At 71.5% G+C, this 17912-nt stretch carries 10 protein-coding genes; 6 read left to right on the forward strand and 4 right to left on the reverse strand.

Translation table 11 applies throughout. The features are described 5' to 3' along the window. The first annotated feature begins 38 nt into the window (after nt 1-38). On the forward strand, nt 39-905 hold the full coding sequence (locus J2S42_RS38240; RefSeq protein WP_307247384.1) for an MEDS domain-containing protein: 867 nt from the start codon (nt 39-41) through the stop codon (nt 903-905). Next, nucleotides 902-1825 (forward strand): anti-sigma factor RsbA family regulatory protein, encoded by a 924-nt coding sequence (locus J2S42_RS38245; protein WP_307247386.1) that lies wholly within the window; start codon nt 902-904, stop codon nt 1823-1825. The genes J2S42_RS38240 and J2S42_RS38245 overlap by 4 nt, the downstream gene beginning before the upstream one ends. A 544-nt stretch (nt 1826-2369) precedes the next feature. Here J2S42_RS38245 and J2S42_RS38250 read toward each other — a convergent pair. Next, the gene (locus J2S42_RS38250) at nt 2370-3029 is read right to left on the reverse strand and encodes a helix-turn-helix domain-containing protein (protein ID WP_307247388.1); all 660 of its coding nucleotides are present in this window, start codon (nt 3027-3029) and stop codon (nt 2370-2372) included. Between the two features lie 620 nt (nt 3030-3649). Next, the gene (locus tag J2S42_RS38255; RefSeq protein WP_307247390.1) at nt 3650-7345 is read right to left on the reverse strand and encodes an RICIN domain-containing protein; all 3696 of its coding nucleotides are present in this window, start codon (nt 7343-7345) and stop codon (nt 3650-3652) included. 227 nt (nt 7346-7572) lie between these two features. Here J2S42_RS38255 and J2S42_RS38260 point away from each other — a divergent pair, with 227 nt between their 5' ends. From J2S42_RS38260 to J2S42_RS38270, 3 genes are all read left to right on the forward strand, one after another. After that, nucleotides 7573-14427, forward strand: coding sequence for an RHS repeat-associated core domain-containing protein (locus tag J2S42_RS38260; protein ID WP_307247392.1), 6855 nt, complete (start codon nt 7573-7575; stop codon nt 14425-14427). 5 nt (nt 14428-14432) lie between these two features. Beyond that, nucleotides 14433-14678: a hypothetical protein gene (locus J2S42_RS38265; RefSeq protein WP_307247393.1), complete on the forward strand. Its 246-nt coding sequence runs from the start codon at nt 14433-14435 to the stop codon at nt 14676-14678. 112 nt (nt 14679-14790) lie between these two features. Further along, complete coding sequence (locus J2S42_RS38270) at nt 14791-15984, forward strand: lycopene cyclase family protein (protein WP_370879345.1); 1194 nt, start codon at nt 14791-14793, stop codon at nt 15982-15984. 96 nt (nt 15985-16080) lie between these two features. Here J2S42_RS38270 and J2S42_RS38275 read toward each other — a convergent pair whose 3' ends face one another. Further along, entirely contained in the window at nt 16081-16614 is a 534-nt protein-coding gene (locus tag J2S42_RS38275; protein WP_307247398.1) for a GAF domain-containing protein, read from the reverse strand. A 413-nt stretch (nt 16615-17027) separates the two neighbouring features. Between J2S42_RS38275 and J2S42_RS38280 the strand changes: the two genes are divergently transcribed. Then, nucleotides 17028-17237 (forward strand): hypothetical protein, encoded by a 210-nt coding sequence (locus tag J2S42_RS38280; protein ID WP_307247401.1) that lies wholly within the window; start codon nt 17028-17030, stop codon nt 17235-17237. On the opposite strand, the gene J2S42_RS38285 is transcribed toward J2S42_RS38280, so the two are convergent. Then, a complete protein-coding gene (locus J2S42_RS38285) occupies nt 17234-17899 on the reverse strand; it encodes a response regulator (protein WP_307247402.1) in 666 nt (221 codons plus the stop codon). The two genes, J2S42_RS38280 and J2S42_RS38285, sit on opposite strands and share 4 nt — an antisense overlap. Nucleotides 17900-17912: the final 13 nt, after the last annotated feature.

The raw sequence follows: 17912 nt of genomic DNA on the forward strand, positions 1-17912 counted from the left end.
CTCTCCGCCAATGCGGTGCGATGCGTGCGACGGTGTGTGTGGGACGGGAGGTGACCGCGATGGTGGAGACGCTGCAACCGGGTGATCACGTGTGCTGGACGATCGGCACCGACGACGAGCAGCTGCGCGTCACCGCGCGGTTCATCACGGACGGCCTCGCCCGTCGTCACCGGATCGTGTACTTCACGCACAGCCTGTTACCGCAGGCCGTGGCCGCCGGCCTGGACGCGCGCGGCGTGCCGGTCGCCGAGGCAGTCGCCGCCGGCCAGCTGCGGATCACCTCGTCGTCCGGCGGATACCTGGCGACCGGCCGGTTCGACGCGGCCGCGATGCCGGCCGCCTGGGCAGCCGAGCAGGCGGTGGCCCGGGCCGCGGGCTGGGCCGGGCTGCGCGCGATCGGCGACATGGCGTGGGCCGCGTCCCGCCTCCCCGGATCCGAGGACCTGGCCGGGTACGAGGCACGCGTCAACCGCGTCTTCGCCGAGGGATACGCGATGGCGCTCTGCCTGTACGACCGCCGCCTTTTCACGGCCGCGGAACTCGCGCCGATCACGGCGGCGCACCCGTGCACGAAGGGCCCCGGCACCCACGAGGCGGGGTGGGAGCCCGGCCTGCGCATGCGGTTCGCGGCCACGCCGCCCCGCCTGACGCTGCGCGGCGAGATCGACGCGTCGAACCGGCACGCGGTCGCCGCGATGCTGGACACGCTGGCCGACGAGGCCGCCGCGGCCGGCACCACGGCCGAGGTCGACGTGTCCGAGGCCGCGGTCTACGACGTCGCCACGATAACCCGGCTGGTCCGGGACGGGCGGCGCACGTACCGTCTGATCGGCGAGTCCCCGCAGCTGACCAAGCTGATCAGGCTGCTGGCCGTGCGACCCGCCTACGCGGGGGGACCGGCGTGACCACAACCGGCCTCTGCCACGAGGCACTCCTCTACGACAGCGACACCGCCTACTGCGACGCCGTGCTCCCGTTCCTCCGCGACGGCCTGGCCGACGGCGACGCGCTGGTCGCGGCCGTACCCGGCGACAACATGGCACTGCTGCGCGACGCGCTCGGCGCCGACGCCGCCGACGTCACGTTCATCGACCGCGACGAGTGGTACCGGCGCCCCGCCGTCACCATCGCCGGCTGGCGCGAGCAGCTCGCACACGCCCAGGCCCGCGGCCACGGCCGTGCCCGCATCGTCGGCGAGGTCGCATTCGGCCACGCCGACCGCCACGTCGCCTGGACCCGGTACGAGTCCGTGGTCAACGCGCTCTTCGCCGACGCACCCGCCTGGATCATCTGCCCCTACGACCTCCGCACCCTTCCCGGCCAGGTCGTCGCGGACGCACACCGCACCCACCCGGTGATCCGCGACCCGCACCGCCGCGACAGCTCCCGCTACCGCCCACCCGCCGCCCTCCTGCCCGAACTCCCCGAGCCCCTGCCGCCGGTCCCCGGCGCCCCACTCGCCGACCTGCCCCTGCACGACGTCACCGAACTCGGCGCCGTCCGCCGCACCGTCCGCGCGATCGCCTCCGGCTGGCCCGACGACCCCCTCGACGACCTCCTGCTGGTCACCACCGAAATCGCCGTCAACGGCCTTCGCCACGGCAGCGGCGACCGCCGCCTCCGCCTCTGGCGCACCGCCGACACCGTCATCTGCGAGGTCTCCGACGACGGCCCCGGCCCCCGCGACCCGCTGGTCGGCTACGGCCCTCCGCCCGACGGCAGCCCCGGCGGCCGCGGCCTCTGGCTCGTCCGCCAACTCTGCGACGCCATGGCCATCTCCACCACCACCGGCACCCGGGTCCGCATCTCCGTGACAGCTCCCTGACCACCCCGTCACGCCTCGCCTCCGCACAAGCCCACGTCGGTACGCCGGCGTGAGTCCTTGTCCCGGGTCAGTCGGCGAGCGCGTCCTCGGCGGCCATCTGCTGGCCGCCGAGCGTGAGACCGTCGAGGTCGAGGTTCAGGGCGATCCGTGCCGGGTCGGTCGAGCGGGGCAGCGAGACGATGTTCTTCTGCGGCAGCCGGCGAAGGACGACCTGTGCCGGCCGGCGAGTGCCGCGACATGTCGCGGCGCCGGACCCCGGTGGTCAAGAAACATCTCCGAGGGGTGGCGGGCCGGCGGCGGCCACGCCGGCCGCGACCTTCGTCTCGGTGTCGTGGTGGGTGGCGCCGTTAGCGACGCCATCCCGCAGCAGACCGAGCGAGCTGCGGGAGGCCGATGCCGTCCCGGACGTCCACGATCCAGAGGGCCCGGCGGCGATTGCAACGCAGTGATGCCGAACCCGCGGAGGCGAACTTCTCAGCCGATCACGGGGTGTCAAAAGACGCATTCGACCTGTGTCCCATGCCACCAGGCAGTCAGGGCGAGATCAGGCGACGTGGGCTGCGGTTTCCGGATCCTCCCAGCGGTGTGCGGCGGTGCCGGTCCGGGCGGGCGGCCCGGCGATGCGGGCGGCACCGAGCGCGATCCCGAGCTGAAACCGATTCTCGGCACCGAATCGGTCCATCAGGCCGCGCATCAGGTTGGTCACCGACCGGGCGCTGATCTGCAACGCGGTCGCGGCGGAGGCGTCCGTGTGCCCACGCGCCAACAGGCCGATCAGCGCCCGCTCCCGCTCGGTCAGCCGCGCTCCCGGTGCGTCGACCTGCCGCTGCGCCGCCGCCCAGACATGCGTCAACGTGCTGGCGTCCGTCGTCGCGCCGGCGCCGTCCGAGGTGGAGGTGCCAGCCGCGGCCCTCACGCCGGCTGCGGTTCCTGCGCCGGCCTGACCTGCGCTGGCGGGGGTGCCTGCGCTGGCGGGGGTGCCTGCGCTGGTTGGGGTGCCTGCTCTGGTTGCGGTGCCTGCTCCGGTGCCCGCGTTGGCTGCGGTGCCCGCGTTGGCTGCGGTGCCCGCGTTGGCTGCGGTGCCTGAGCCGGCCGCCGCGCCCGCCCGGGTCGCCGCCCCTGGTCCGGCGACGGTGCCCGCGTAGGCCGTGGTGCCCGCGGTGGCGCAGGCTCCGGCTTCGGCCGGTGTGCCGGCACCGGTCATCGCTACGGCGCCGGAGTCGACCGGTGCCGGAATTTCCGTTGCCGATGCCGGAGTTGCCGGTGCCGGTGATGCGGGCGGAAGGTGTGGCCGACGGCCCGGGCCGGGGCGGACCCGCTGGCCCCGCCGGTTCCGGCGGGCGTGCAACGTGGTGGTCACCTGGGCCGGTGAGGGCACCAGCCAGACAGCGGCGCGCGTCGGCGCGGTGCTCTGCGCCGTTGTGCTCCGCCCCGCGGTGCGGGCTACCCCGGCGGCCCGGAGCTCGGCCAGCCCTCGGTCGACGCGCCACACCGGGATGCCGAGTCCGCGCGCGAGCCCGCCGGCGGTGTGCGGCCCGAGCATGACGATGGTCCGGAATATCAGGTCGGCGTCGCTGGACAGCCCTCACCGCACCAGCGACGGAATGGTCGCCGGTGCGGGCAAGCCGTCGTTGTCCGCCGGTGCTCCAGTCATGTGTACCCCCGTGACCGGCCCGGTCGTCACCCCTGCCCGGTGACGATGAATGGAATGTGGATGTTCGGCGCGTGCGATGCCAAACATCGCCATTATCTCGCTCACCGTCGATGTCCGGCGTCCCGTGGAGGTAACGCCGGACATCGACGATCGGTTGTGGCCTTCTTCGATCAGGGCAGCAGCCGCACGTGGTAGGCGTGGTCCGTGCCCGGCCCGCCGGAGCACGTCCACTGGACGCCGACACCGCCGTCCGCCAGACTCGCGCCGCTGATCCCCACGCACTTGTCACTGTGCGCCGCACGCAGTCTCACCTGGACGTCTGCTCCCGCGCCACCCAGATACTCCAGGCGGAACTGCTGGTTGCCGGTGCCCAGGCAGTCCCAGATCTGCAGCAGCGATCCGTCACCGCGCCCGTAGCTGTCGACGTCCAGGCACCGCCCGCTGTTCTCGAACCGCACCTCGTAGTAGGGGCCACCGCCGGCCGGCACGAACGTCACCCGCTGGTTTCCGGCCGTGGCCGTGCACGTCCACTGATGGATCTTGGAACCGCTGGTGGTGCCGACGTTGGACACGTCCAGGCACTTGCCGCTGTGCGACGCGACCACCTGGTACCACCGCCCCGGTTCGGGCGTCACCGATCCGGTGACCGCGCCGATCGATCCGGTCCAGGCCGGTGTGCCGAGGTCCGGAGGGACCGCCGAGGTGCCGCCGGTACCGGAGATGAACAGGTGCACCTTGGCCGCGCCGGTCGCCTCGTAGAGCGCGGCCAGGTCGGCCCGTCCGTCGCCGTTGAGGTCGCCGGGCACCAGCTCCGCCTTGGGCGCGGCGAACGCGGTGCCGGCGGGTGCGCCGTCCCACCACACCGTGGGCGCTCCGACCCCGAGGAACGTGGCGGCCGCGGGGAAGATGAAGAACCGCGTCGCGGCGCCGTAGTCGTACATCTGGATGATGTCGGTGCGCCCGTCACCGGTGAAGTCGGCGGCGACCGGCGTGCCCCGGCCCCACTCCCAGTTGCCCGCGCCGCTGTCCCACACCTGGGTGGCGCTGGAGAACGCGGCGCCGGTGGAGGAGTGCATCCAGAGCCGGGTCAGGCCGTACGTGCTGTTGTCGTAGTTGTAGAAGAAGGCGACCTCGCCCTTGCCGTCGCCGTTGAAGTCGCCGCCGACCACCTTCATCCGGCCCGGCTCCGCATACCCCACCGGGTTGCGGTACCACTCCGCGGGCGCGGCGATCGAGACCGTGGTGCCGCTGCCGGTGTTCCGCAGCACGTTCAGGCTGAACTCGGCCGGGCCCAGCCGCAGCATCGTGACCAGGTCCAGCCGTCCGTCACCGTCCGCGTCCGTGGCCACCGGCTGGATGTTCGTCAGCTTCCACACGCTGCCGGGCGCGCTCTCCCACAGCGGGGTGCCGGCCGCGTCGTACCGATGCGAGTCGGACCGCAGCAGGAACAGCTTGAGCGTGTTGTTCGGGTCGTCGCGGAACAGCGCGATGTCGGCCAGCCCGTCGCCGGTGAAGTCACCGCGGACCTGCTTGATCCGGTACGCGTCGAACCCGCCGTTGATCCCGGTGTCCCAGCCCAGGTACGGCTGCGGGTACAGCCCACCGCCGGACTTGCTGAGCAGGCTCCACGCGGCGGTGCGCCCGTAGCCGAGGTCCAGTGTGGTGGATATGTCGGCGAGTCCGTCGCCGTTGACGTCGCCCGGCGTGTCCGCCGGTGTCGCGGTGCCGGCCTGGGCGCGCAGGTCCCAGGCGGTGCAGATGCACGGTGTGTCGTGGGTGGACGGATTGCCGGCCCGGTCCACCGCCTGGACGTACAGCGTGCGCGCGGTGGTCCAGAGCACCATCGGGATGGCGGCACGCCCGGCGCCGTCGGCGGCCACCCAGCCGGTCATCTTGTCCTGCTGGAAGCCGTACCGGTATCCGCTCAGGTCGGTGTCCACGGTGCCCTGCGGGCCGAAGCCGGGGGCGATCCGCAGCGTGCCGACCTGGCCCACCGGCAGGTTCGGCTCACCGTCCGGGAAGTCGTCCGACTCGATCTGGGGCGTGCCGGGGGTGACGGTGTCCACCGTGAAGTAGCAGGCCGTTGTCCAGGCGCTGGCAAGGTGGCCGTCGTCGGCGCGTGCGGCGTAGGAGAACACCCGCGCGGGCTGGTCGGTGGGGAGCTTGCCGGCCGGCACCGGCGGCCAGGCCACCACGCTGCCGGAGGTGACCGACGGCGTGTCCGACGAGTGCACGACCGTGGTGCCCTCACGGACCTCGAGCCGGCCGTACACGTTGTCGTTGTGCGGGTCGGAGATCCGGGTGGTGAACGTCGGCACGGCGGTGTTCAGCGGCGTCGGGTTCGCCTGGGTGCCACACCCGGTGGGCGGCACGGTGCTCGTCGACTCGGGCACGCGAGGCGGAGCGTTCCAATTCACGGCCAGGCGGGCACCGCCGGTGACGAACTTCTTCCACTGGTTGGCGTCGCCCTCGTTCGGAGCGCGCAGGCCGAGCGTCAGCTGCCCGCCCGCGTCGGCTGCGCCCTGCACCACGCCGGCCACGTTGCCCCACTCCATCAGCGCGTTGCCCTGCCCGCAGCTCGCGTTGGCCCGGCCGGTGGCCTGCGCCAGCCAGGTGTGCCAGGTGCCGCCGCCGGACGAGCTGTTCCACGTGATCGACTGGCTGCGGTTGATGTCCGCGGTCCGGTAGAGGTCGGTCGGCGTGAAACTGCACGACGCGGAGTGGTCCAGCTCGGCCTGGAACGTCGCGCCGGTGATCACCCGGCCCTGCCAGCCACCGAAGCCGAACAGGAAGAACGACCGGTAGGTGACGATCGGGCTCTCCCAGTTGGAGTAGCCGACCTTCGCGCCGTTGGTCCGGTCGTAGCTCCAGTACGACTGGCTCGGATAGGTCTTGTTGATGTGGGTCCAGTCGTTGGACCAGACGGTCTCCGCGGCCGGGTCGATGTAGATCGGCAGGCGGGCCAGCGGGTCCGTGAGGATGTCCCGGTCCGGGACGACGGTGAGCTCGCCGCCGGACAGCCGCGCGGACATTGGGGAGTGCCGCTGCGGCGCGGGCGACTCGCCGGACCGGGCCTGGTGCTGCCGTGCCGCGGGGCCGGGTGGTGCGGGCGTGTCCCACATCATCGGTGCGTCCGCGGTGAACAGCGCCGCGCCGTCGGCATCGCGGGCGATCAGCGCGCCGTCGCCGGTCAGCTCGGCCTCGACGCCGTCCGTGACCATGCCGAACCGCAGCTCGCGAAGCGCCGGCTGGGCCGCGGCCTCGCGCGTCTTGACCACCAGCACCTCACGATAGCCGGCGACGGTTGCGGTGACCTGCAGGTCCACGCCGGGCAGCACGTCGGGGTAGGTGGCGGTGTCGCCGGCCAGCCGGGGCACGGGCAGTGGAGCCGGCCAGGCGAGCCCGATCCGGCCGCCCTCGGCGGCGAGCGTGACGAGCGGCCCGTCGCCGCCGCCGGAGAGGCGCAGGTCGACGGGCACGGCGACCGGGGTGACGGCGCCGTCCGGCCGCATGTGCAGCGTGGTGTCGATCGGCACCCAGCCCCCGTCCTTACGGACCCGCTGCGGCGTCGCGAACAGCTCGGTGGTGAAGCTGCCGTCCGGGTTGGCGAACGTCTGCCCGGTCTCGGTGCGGGCGCCGAGCACCTCCACCCGGTCACCCGTGCGGCGCGCGGTGGCCGTCTCGTTGCTCGCCGCCGCACCGGTGCCGGCTGGGGCTCCGGTGTCACCGGCTGTGGCCGGTGCCGCGACCAGCACTCCGGCCAGGACGGCGACGACGGCCAGGGACGCCCGGACGGGGCGGCGTGGCCACGGCCGCCCGGGCGGCGGGCAATGGCGCGGGCTCCGGGCCCTGAGCGATGCGGACACGATCGACCTCCCCCGTTACGTGTCCAGATGAGGCGCGGAGCGTATGCGCTCGGCGTACACCGGGACAACGATCTGCGGAAGTCCGCACTCCCGCGCCGGAAATATCCGTCCTAATTGCACTGCCGGTCGTGCGGAAGTCCGCATTTCATTGCCTGCGTTCGATGCGGGCGCGAGCATGTGCCCCTACTCGTTCATCGCGGCACTGCTCGATCCCACGGGGGGACGTCATGAGAGTCAGGTGGACCGGCACCGCGGACCGACGGCGGCGATGGGCCGCGGCCGCGACACGACTGGCCGTCCTGCTGCCGGGCGTGCTCGTGGCGTCGCTGCTGTCCGTGCCCGCGCGCGCCGCGGCGGCGGCGCCCGCGGAGCAGCCGTGGCAGGTGACCGCCGAGCGGTCGACACCCGGCCGGGACGCCGCTTACCAGCCCGCCGCCGCGGACCCGGCCGACCGGGCCGCCGTGCGGGGCACCCGCGCGGTCACCTGGCCCGGCCCCGGCGCGGCCACGGTCACGCCGCCGACCACCACCGCACGCGCGACCGGCACCGACGGCCGGGCGCGCGCCGGCACGCTCCCGCTCTGGGTCGGTGCGCCCCGCGACGTCACCGCGAAGGCGGCGACGTCCGCCCCCAGCCGCGTCCGGGTGCAGTTGCTCGACACCCGGTCCACGCGCGACCGGCTGCTGCTGCGTGCGGCCCGTGCCGACGCCGCCACCGTCGCCGGCCGGGTCTCGATCACCGTGGACTACGCGGCGTTCCGGCATGCCTACGGCGGTGACTGGGCGTCCCGGCTCCGCGTGCTGCGGCTGCCCGAGTGCGCGCTGACCACGCCGGACCGGCCGGCCTGCACCGGCACGCCGCTGGCCACCAGCAACGACGTCGCCACCGGCACACTCACCGCGGACGTGGTGGTCCCGGCCGCGTCCACCACTTCCGCGGCCGGCACGCTGTTCGCGGTCACGGCCGGCCCGTCCGGCGGCGCCGGGTCGTTCGCGGCCACGTCGCTGTCCGAGTCGGCCACCTGGAGCGCCGGCGGCTCGACCGGCGACTTCTCGTGGAACTATCCGCTACGCGTGCCCCCGGCGCCCGGCGGGCTGGAGCCGGACCTGTCGCTGAGCTACTCCTCGGCCAGCGTCGACGGCCGGCACTCGGCCGTCAACACCCAGCCGGCCTGGACCGGCGAGGGCTTCGACCTGTGGCCCGGCTACATCGAGCGGCGCTACAAGCCGTGCGCCGACGACATGAGCGGCGGCGCCAACACCACGAAGACCGGCGACCAGTGCTGGGCCACCGACAACGCCACCATGTCGCTGAACGGCTCCGGCGGCGAGCTGATCCGCGACGACGCGACCGGCGTCTGGCGGCCGAAGGCGGACACCGGAGCCCGGGTGGAGAAGCTGACCGGCGCGGTCAACGGCGACAACGACGGCGAGTTCTGGAAGGTCACCACCACCGACGGCACGCAGTACTACTTCGGGCTGAACCGGTTGCCCGGCTGGACCGGCGGCAACCCGGAGACGAACTCCGGCTGGACCGTGCCGGTCTACGGCAACCACGCCGGTGAGCCCTGCCGCGGCAGCTCGTTCGACGCGTCCTTCTGTGACCAGGCCTGGCGGTGGAATCTCGACTACGTCGTCGACCGGCACGGCGACACCATGTCGTACTTCTACACGCCGGAGCGGAACAAGTACGCCCGCAACATCACCGCGACCAAGGTCAGCGGCTACGTGCGCGGCGGCGTGCTCGACCGCGTGGAGTACGGGCAGCGCGACGGCGCCGTCTTCACCACCCCGGCGGTCGGGAAGGTGCTGTTCACGTCCGCGGAGCGGTGCCTGCCCGGCACCGCCTGCACCAAGACCGAGAAGCAGCACTACCCGGACGTCCCCTACGACCAGGAGTGCACCGGCACCAGCTGCGCGGACAAGTGGAGCCCCACGTTCTGGACCAGCAAGCGACTCGCGAAGATCACCACGCAGGTGCGGTCCGGCGACGGCTACGCCGACGTCGACTCGTGGACGCTGCGGCACACCTACCCCGACCCCGGTGACGGCACCCGGGCCGGCCTCTGGCTGGACGGCATCACGCACACCGGTCACGTCGGCGGCCAGGCGAGCCTGCCCGAGGTCACGTTCAGCGGCGTGCAGAAACCCAACCGGGTCGACGGCATCGACGGCATCCCCGCGATGAACTGGTGGCGGATCTCCGGCATCCACTCCGAGACCGGCGGCGAGACCACGGTCAGCTACTCCGGGCCGGACTGCGCCGCACCCGGTGACCTGCCCGCGCCGGCCACCAACACCCGTCGCTGCTTGCCGGTCCGCTGGCAGCCCGAGGGCCTCACCGAACGCCTCGACTGGTTCCACAAGTACGTCGTCACCGAGGTCGCCGAACACGACCGCACCTCCGGTCTCCGGCCGGTCGTCACCCGCTACGAGTACGTCGGCGGCGCCGCCTGGCGGTACGCCGAGTCCGACGGCCTCACCCAGGAGAAATACAAGACGTGGGCCCAATTCAGGGGGTACGGCCGGGTGATCACCCGTGTCGGCCACCCCGACGACGGGCCGGTCACCAAGCAGGAGACGCTCTACCTGCGCGGCATGCACGGCGACCGGACCGCCACCGGCGGCACCAAGTCCGTGCAGGTCACCGCATCCGAGGGTGGCCCGATCGACGACCAGGAGCCGCTCGCCGGGTTCACCCGGGAGACCGTCTCCTACATCGGCGACACCGACCAGGTGCTGTCCCGCACGATCAACGACCCGTGGCTGTCCGCCCCGACCGCGACCGCCGTGCGGTCCTGGGCCACCACCCGGGCCTACGTGCAGGGCACCGCGGCGGTCCACGGCCAGGTCACGCTCGGCGACGGCAGCATCCGCAAGACCCGCGCCGACAACACGCTGACCACGGTCAACGGCCGTCCCGGCGTGCTCACCGCGGCCGACGACCTCGGCGACGTCGCCACCCCTGCCGACGACAAGTGCATCCGGTACGAGTTCGCCGACAACGCCGGGCGGCACCTGCTGGGCGTCACCACCCGGGTCGTCACGTACGCGAAGAGCTGCGCAGCGAACCCCGGCCCGGCCGACGCGATGACCGACACCCGCAATTACTACGACGGCAGCGACACGCTCGGAGCGGTCGACCGGGGCAACCTCACCCGCACCGAGAAGATGGTCGACGTCTCCGCCGGTGCGCCGGTCTACGAGACGACGAACCGGGCCGCCTACGACTCCCACGGCCGGGTGATCGAGTCGTTCGACGGCGACGGGACCCGCACGCTAACCGCCTACACGCCGGCCAGCGGCGGCCCGGTCACCCAGGTGGTGACCACCAACGCGCTCGGGCACACCGTCACGACCGAGACCGCGCCCGCGTGGGGCAGCAGCACCGCGACGATCGACGCGAACGGGCACCGCACCGACTCCGAGTTCGACCCGCTCGGCCGCGTCGTCAAGGTCTGGCAGCCCGGCCGTACCCGCGGCACCGACAGCCCCGACGTCGAGTTCGCGTACCTGATCCGCACCGACGGGCCCAACGTCATCACCACGAAGTCGCTCAAGCACGACGGCACCTACCTGACGTCGTACCAGCTGCTCGACGGCCAGGCCAGGGAACGGCAGACGCAGTCGCCCGCACCCGGCGGCGGCCGCGTCGTCACCGACACGATCTACAACTCGCGCGGCGAGGTGGTGGCCCGCAACGGCCCCTACTACAACGACGCGCCGCCCGGCTTCTCCGTGCTGATCCCGGACGTGGCGCAGCTGCCGATGCGCACCGAGGTGCTCTACGACGGCGCCGGCCGCCCCACCACCGAGATCGTCAAGGTGCAGGGCGTCGAGCAGTGGCGGAGCACGACCACGTACGGCGGCGACCGGGTGCACGTGCTCCCACCGGCCGGTGGCACACCTACCACCACGTTCACCGACGCCCGCGGCCAGACCACGGAGCTGCGGCAGTACCACGCCCGCCCGGCCAGCGGCGTCGTGCCGACCGGCAGCTACGACGCCACGACCTACACCTACACCCGCCGCGGCGAGCCGGACACGGTCACCGACCCGGCCGGCAACACCTGGCGGTACACGTACAACACGCGCGGCCAGAAGATCAAGGACGAGGACCCGGACCGCGGCATCACGCTGTACGACTACGACAACCAGATCGGCGAACTGCGCTCGGTCACCGACGCCCGCGGCAAGAAGGTCTACTACGAGTACGACCCGATCGGCCGCAGGACCGCGACCCGGGACGGTTCCGCCACCGGTCCGAAGCTCGCCGACTGGACCTACGACACCCTGGCCAAGGGCCACCTCACGTCGTCCACCCGCTACGTCGCCAGCGCGGCCTACACCCAGGCCGTCACCGGCTACGACGAGGCGTACCGCCCGCTCGGCACCCGCGTCACCATCCCGTCCACCGAGGGCACGCTGGCCGGCACCTACGAGTACAGCGCCACCTACCACGGTGACGGATCACCCGCGACCAGCACCGCACCCGCAGTCGGCGGCCTGCCCGCCGAGACCCTCACCTACGGCTACGACTCCGCGTTCAGCCTCCCGGACCGGCTCACCTCGAACCTGGGTAGCTACGTCACCGCGTCCACCTACACGCCGTACGGCGAACCGTGGCAGGTGACCACGTCCACCGACCCGTTCGGCGCCACCAACCGGGTCACCACCTCGTTCGAGTACCAGACCGGCACCCGCCGCCTCGGCCGCACCGTGGTCGAACGCGACGCCTCCCCGGCCCGCCTCTCCAACGCGCTCTACACCTGGGACCCGGCCGGAAACCTCACCAAGATCTCCGACCAGGCCACCGGCATCGCCACCGACACCCAGTGCTTCCGGTACGACATCCTGCGCCGCCTCACCGACGCCTGGACCCCGGCCTCCGGCAACTGCACGACCGCCCCGTCCGCGTCCGCGCTCGGCGGTCCGGCCCCCTACTACCAGTCCTGGACCCACGACAAGACCGGCAACCGCCTCACCCAGACCAGCCACGCCACCGCCGGCAACACCGTCGCCACCTCAACCTACCCCGCGGCCGGCACCGCCCAGCCGCACACGCTGCGCTCCGTCACCACCACCGGCCCCGGCGGCAGCCGCCAGGACCTGTACACCTACGACACCGCCGGCAACACCCTCACCCGCAACATCGCCGGCACCACCCAGAACCTCGAGTGGGACACCGAGGGCCGCCTCGCCACGGTCACCGAGGCCGGAAAGACGACCAGTTTCGTCTACGACGCCAACGGCGTCCGCCTGCTCCGCCGCGACGACACCGGCACCACGCTCTACCTCGGCCCCGACGAGCTGTTCATGGCCGCCGGTGGTGCCGCCGTCACCTGCACCCGTTACTACAGCCACCAGGGCCGTACGGTCGCCGTTCGCACCTCCGGCGGCGGCACCCACACCCTCTACTGGCTCGCCGCCGACCACCACGGCACCAATGCCATGGCGATCAAGGCAAGCGATCTCTCGATTCAGCGCCGCTACTCCACGCCGTACGGCGAGCAGCGCGGCACCGCCCCCGCCTCCTGGCCCGGCGAGAAGGGTTTCGTCGGCGGCACGAAGGACGCCGCCACCGGCCTGACCCATCTCGGCGCCCGCGAGTACGACCCGGTCACCGGCCGCTTCATCAGCGTCGATCCGATCATCGATCCGGCCGACCCCCAGCAGATGAACGGCTACTCCTACGCCAACAACGCGCCGACCTCGTCGAGCGACCCCGACGGCCTGCGCCCGATGACCGATGAGGAGTGGTACGGCCCACCCACCGTCTCCAGCTCGCCACCACCGCAGACGACCCCCGCCAAGTCCCAGCCGTCCCCGAAGCCCAAGAAGTGCGGCACCTTCGACCTGATCTGCAAGGGCAAGAAGACCGCCAAGGCCGTCGGCAACTTCGTCGCCGAACACAAGGCCACCATCATCACGGTCGCCGTCAGCGTCGCCGCCGGCATCGGCTGCGGCATCGTCACCGCCGGCGCCGCCGCAGTGGCCTGCGCCGTCGCCGTAGGCGCCGTCATCGGCGCCGCCGAATACCACTTCACCACCCCACCCGACAAACGCAGCGTGGGCGGCTACTTCGGCGCCGCCGCCATCGGCGCCGCCTCCGCCGTCGTCGGCGCCGGCATCGGCAAAGCCGTCGGCGCCGCCGTCAAGGCCGGTGCCAAAGCCGTCGGCCAGGGCGCCAAGACAGCAGCCCAGCAATCCGGAAAGGCCGCATCCACCGAAGCCAAAGCCGCAGCCAAGAGCGCCACAAATGAGGCTAAGAAACCGGTCAAGGCCGCCGGCCGCAAACCCAGTGACTGCAATAGTTTTGTGCCGGACGCTGGTGTGCTGATGGCGGACGGTTCGGCGAAATCGATCGAGGATGTCGAACTCGGAGACCTGGTGGTGGCCACCGATCCGGAAACCGGTGTGACGCAAGCCGAAGCGGTGGCTGCTCTCATTACGGGGGTCGGCGAGAAGCGACTGGTCAGAATCTCGGTCGATGTGGACGGCGGCGACGGAACTGAGGTCGCTGAGATCACCGCAACCGATGGCCATCCCTTCTGGCTTCCGGAGTTGAGCAGGTGGGTGACGGCCGGGAACCTTGAGCGAGGCCAGTGGCTGCGGACGGCTTCAGGTTCCTTCGTCCAGATCGTCTCGATTGAGCTGTGGACGGAGCGACGGTCCACCGTTCATAACCTCACGGTCGCTGACGTGCACACGTATTATGTGCTCGCCGGAAATAGCCCCGTGCTCGTACACAACTGCGGCGAGGTCCGGCAGGATATAATCGACGAGACCGTAGAGCACGGCGAGCGTTTCGTGAACCGCACCTCGAAGAAGTTCTCCGCTAGTTTTATAAGCCGCCATAAGATTACGATGAAGGATGCCATGGCCACCGGTCGTGCCTTCCTGGGAGATGGTGCTCGGGAAGTTGCGCCGGGAGTGTTTCGTAACGGCAGAAGGGGGTTCCGGATGGATCCCGCCTCAGTTCAGGGGAAAGGGCACTGGCCAAATATACCCCACGTGCACTTTGAGCTGTTTGACGATGTTGGTAAGCCAATCGCAAATAACCATGTACCGCTGATGAGTTGACTTTTATGGAGGAAATCCCGGTTGATCGGTACGGCCTCATAGAAGCTGGCGAGAATGAGGGCTTTTTTATCAGGGTTCAATCTGACGAAGAATCTACCGGGGGCTATCATGTAGTTCTTGTCGATAACCTTGCCAATCCTTCCGCTGGTGGTGACTATTGGGCGGCTGACTTGGATGACGTCGCCAAGCTGTTCCGGTTGTCAGAGTGGCGGATTGCATGGTTTCCGGTGAGGGGGGAACCTGACCGCTGATCGGTTGGCTTCGTGCCCCTTAGGGCTTCGGCATCGGGTCGGGCTGCCGAAACCCTCGTGGTGCGCGTTGCTTTTATCGCAGGCGCTCGTGCGTTGACTCGCGCGCTTTGACGTGCGGTGGTCGGGGCGGCAGGCTAGCCAGGTGATCACTGATGTGGACGTCGCCCTGGTGGGTGGTGGGGGAGCGGCCTCGCTGCTGTTGGCGGCGCTCGGGCGGGCCGGGGTGGACGGGCTGCGGGTGGCGATCGTCGATCCGGTGCACAAGCGGGGGCAGGATCGGACGTGGGCGTTCTGGGGGGAGCCGGGGACGTTTCTCGATCCGTTGCTCAGCGCGAGCTGGGATGAGGTCGACGTGGTCACACCGGCGCGGCGACGGGTCCTGAGGCTGGCGCCGTTGCGGTACGCGATGTTGCGGTCCGCGCCGCTGTACGAGCTGGCGGGTGATGCGGAGAAGCGCCTGGATGCGGTCCGGGTCACCGCGCCCGCGGGGGCGGTGGAGGACGACGGGGAGCGCGTCACGGTCACGAGCCCGGACGGTGTGCCGCTGGTACGGGCCGCGTGGGTGCTCGACTCGCGGCCGCGGAAGCCGGAGCGGCCGGGGCTGACCACGTGGCTGCAGCACTTCCGGGGGTGGTGGCTGGAGTCGGACAGGCCCACGTTCGAGCCGGGGCGGGCCGTGCTCATGGACTTTCGGACGCCGCAGCCGGAGCGGGGGATCTCGTTCGGCTATGTGCTGCCGGTCAGCGACCGGTTCGCGCTGATCGAGTACACCGAGTTCTCGCCGGCGACGCTGAGCGGTGCGGCCTACGACGCGGCGCTGCGTACGTACGCGGGGCTGCTCGGTCTGGACCTGGGCGCACTGCGGGTGCGGGAGGTCGAGGAAGGCGTGATCCCGATGACGGACGGGCCGTTCGTGCCCCGTCCGTCGCCGCGCGTGGTGCGGCTCGGGACGGCGGGCGGGGCGACGCGGCCGTCGACCGGGTACACCTTCTCGGCGATGGCGCGGCAGGCAGACGACATCGCGCGGGCGCTGGCGGACGGGCGTCCGCCGGTGCCCGCGCCGCCGTATCCGGCGCGGCATCTGTGGATGGATGCGGTGCAGTTGCGGGCGCTGGACCGAGGTCTGACCGATGGCGTGGCGTTCTTCGACCGGCTCTTCGACCGGAACCCGGCCGACCGTGTGCTCCGCTTCCTCGACGGCACCACGACCTGGCGGGAGGACCTGATGCTGATGGCCTCCAGCCCGACACTGCCGATGACCCGCGCGGCCTTCGAACACGCCATGCACCGCGTGCGCCGCTTCTGAAGCCCTGCGACAACCGTGATCAGCCGCCCCGCACTGCTGCCCCACCCGTCCCAGCCCGTCGAGCCGGGCCCGCCGGCGAGAACACAGCGTGCCGGTTCAGCGCCCCGCCGTGTTACGGATCAGCCGCAGCCGCATCTCCAGCTCGTCGGAGACCATCGAAGCCAGATGTTCCAGCGCCCGCAGCTGCCGCGCCGTGGCCGTACGCGGGCGGCTGTCGATCGCGTTGACCGTGCCGAGCCGGTAACCGTCGTGGGTGCGGATCGGGGCCGCGACGTAGAATCGCAGGCCGAGCTCTCCCCGGACCAGCGGATGTTCCAGCGTCCGCGGGTCCCGGGCCGCGTTCGTCACCACATACGTGTCGTCCTGCGCGATGACCGACGCGCACAGCCCCGGTTCGCGCCCCAGCGACCGGACCCCGGTCAGCCCCTGGCAGGCCGCGAGCCACACCCGGTCCTGTTCCACCAGTGACACCGTGGCGATCGGGGTGTCGAAGATCGCGCCGGCCAGGAACGCGATCCGGTCGTAGGCATCCTCCACCGGCTGGTCGACGAGCACATAACGGCGGACGGCATCGAGCCGGCGCATCTCGGCGGGATCAACGGCGGTGTCCAGGTATTCGTACGAGTTCACGGATCTCCCAACGCCCGAACGGACCGAACGTGAGAGGTCCGCGCGAGATTCACGCGTTCGGGAGACCACGGCTGCGCAGTCCCACAATCGACGGACAGCAACGCCTTGGTACGGCAGACGCGACTGGAGGCTCGACATGACCGGAAACGTGCGCGGCCATTGCGGCGGCTACTTTCCCTTGCTCGCCCAGGCCCGGGCCGACGCCGTCGAGCAGATCCTCGCTCCCCGGCTCTGTCGCCCCCGTTCCCGCCGAGGCGCTGGCCGCGTATGGCCGCCGCGGCACGCCGACCGCAGGTGCCGAACCGGCCTACGCGGCCGGCCGGGTGCACGACCCGCCCAACGCTTCCGGACAAGTCTTCGCCGCTGGTGATCACACAGAGCTGAGCGGCCTCGTTCGCTGTCGGCGCCCCGGTGTGATCACGGCCGGCACCGTCCACCGGGACGGTGAGCGGGTGTTCCGCGACGTCCGCGACGCCACCCGGGCCGTGGCGGTCGAACTCGACGACGACTACGCCCGCCTGGTCATCGAGGTCGCCGACCCGCCCGCGACCGCCGACCTGATCGAGCGCGGACGCCGTCGGCCGACGTCTCGGAGAGAAGACGCACGCCGAACGCGGGCCTAATCGTGCGCGCCGCGACCGACCAGGCCGTTCTGCCAGGCCCAGATCGCGATCTCGGTACGGTTGCGGAGCGCGAGCTTCGTCTGCAGGCTGGCCAGGTGCGTCTTCACCGTGGACAGTGAGATGCGCAGGTCACCGGCGATCTCGGCATTGGTCCGGCCGCGGGCGACCGCGAGGACGACGTCCAGCTCGCGGGCGGTGACCGGCAGGTCCGGCGGCCCGGCGATCCGGGCGGCGTCGCGGGTGAAGTGGCGCAGCAGGCGGACGGTGACCGAGGGGGAGACGACGGCCTCGCCGTTGACGGCGGCGCGGACGGCCTCGGGCAGCCAGCGCGCGCCGGCGTCCTTGAGCAGGAAACCGCAGGCACCGGCGAGCAGCGCGGCGTAGACGGACTCGTCCACGTCGTAGGTGGTCACCACGACCACCCGTAGCGGGTCGGCGACCTGCGGCCCGGCCAGCAGCTCGGTGGCGCGCACGCCGTCCAGCACGGGCATGCGGATGTCCATCAGCGTCACGTCCGGGCGCAGGAGACGGGCCAGCCGAACCGCGGACTCACCGTCGGCCGCCTCGCTGATCACCTCGATGTCCGGCTCCGCGTCGAGGATGAGCCGCAGTCCGGTGCGGACCAGGCTCTGGTCGTCGGCCACCAGGACCCGGATCGGCATCGGTCTCCCCATA

The sequence above is a fragment of the Catenuloplanes indicus genome (genome assembly GCF_030813715.1).
GTDB classification, from domain to species: Bacteria; Actinomycetota; Actinomycetes; order Mycobacteriales; family Micromonosporaceae; genus Catenuloplanes; species Catenuloplanes indicus.

Excerpts from the sequence above, each read along its gene's own strand:
- J2S42_RS38250 (WP_307247388.1), bottom strand. The coding sequence starts at position 3,029 with ATGACCGGTGCCGGCACACCGGCCGAAGCCGGAGCCTGCGCCACCGCG.
- J2S42_RS38260 (WP_307247392.1), top strand. The coding sequence starts at position 7,573 with ATGAGAGTCAGGTGGACCGGCACCGCGGACCGACGGCGGCGATGGGCC.
- J2S42_RS38265 (WP_307247393.1), top strand. The coding sequence starts at position 14,433 with ATGGAGGAAATCCCGGTTGATCGGTACGGCCTCATAGAAGCTGGCGAG.
- J2S42_RS38285 (WP_307247402.1), bottom strand. The coding sequence starts at position 17,899 with ATGCCGATCCGGGTCCTGGTGGCCGACGACCAGAGCCTGGTCCGCACC.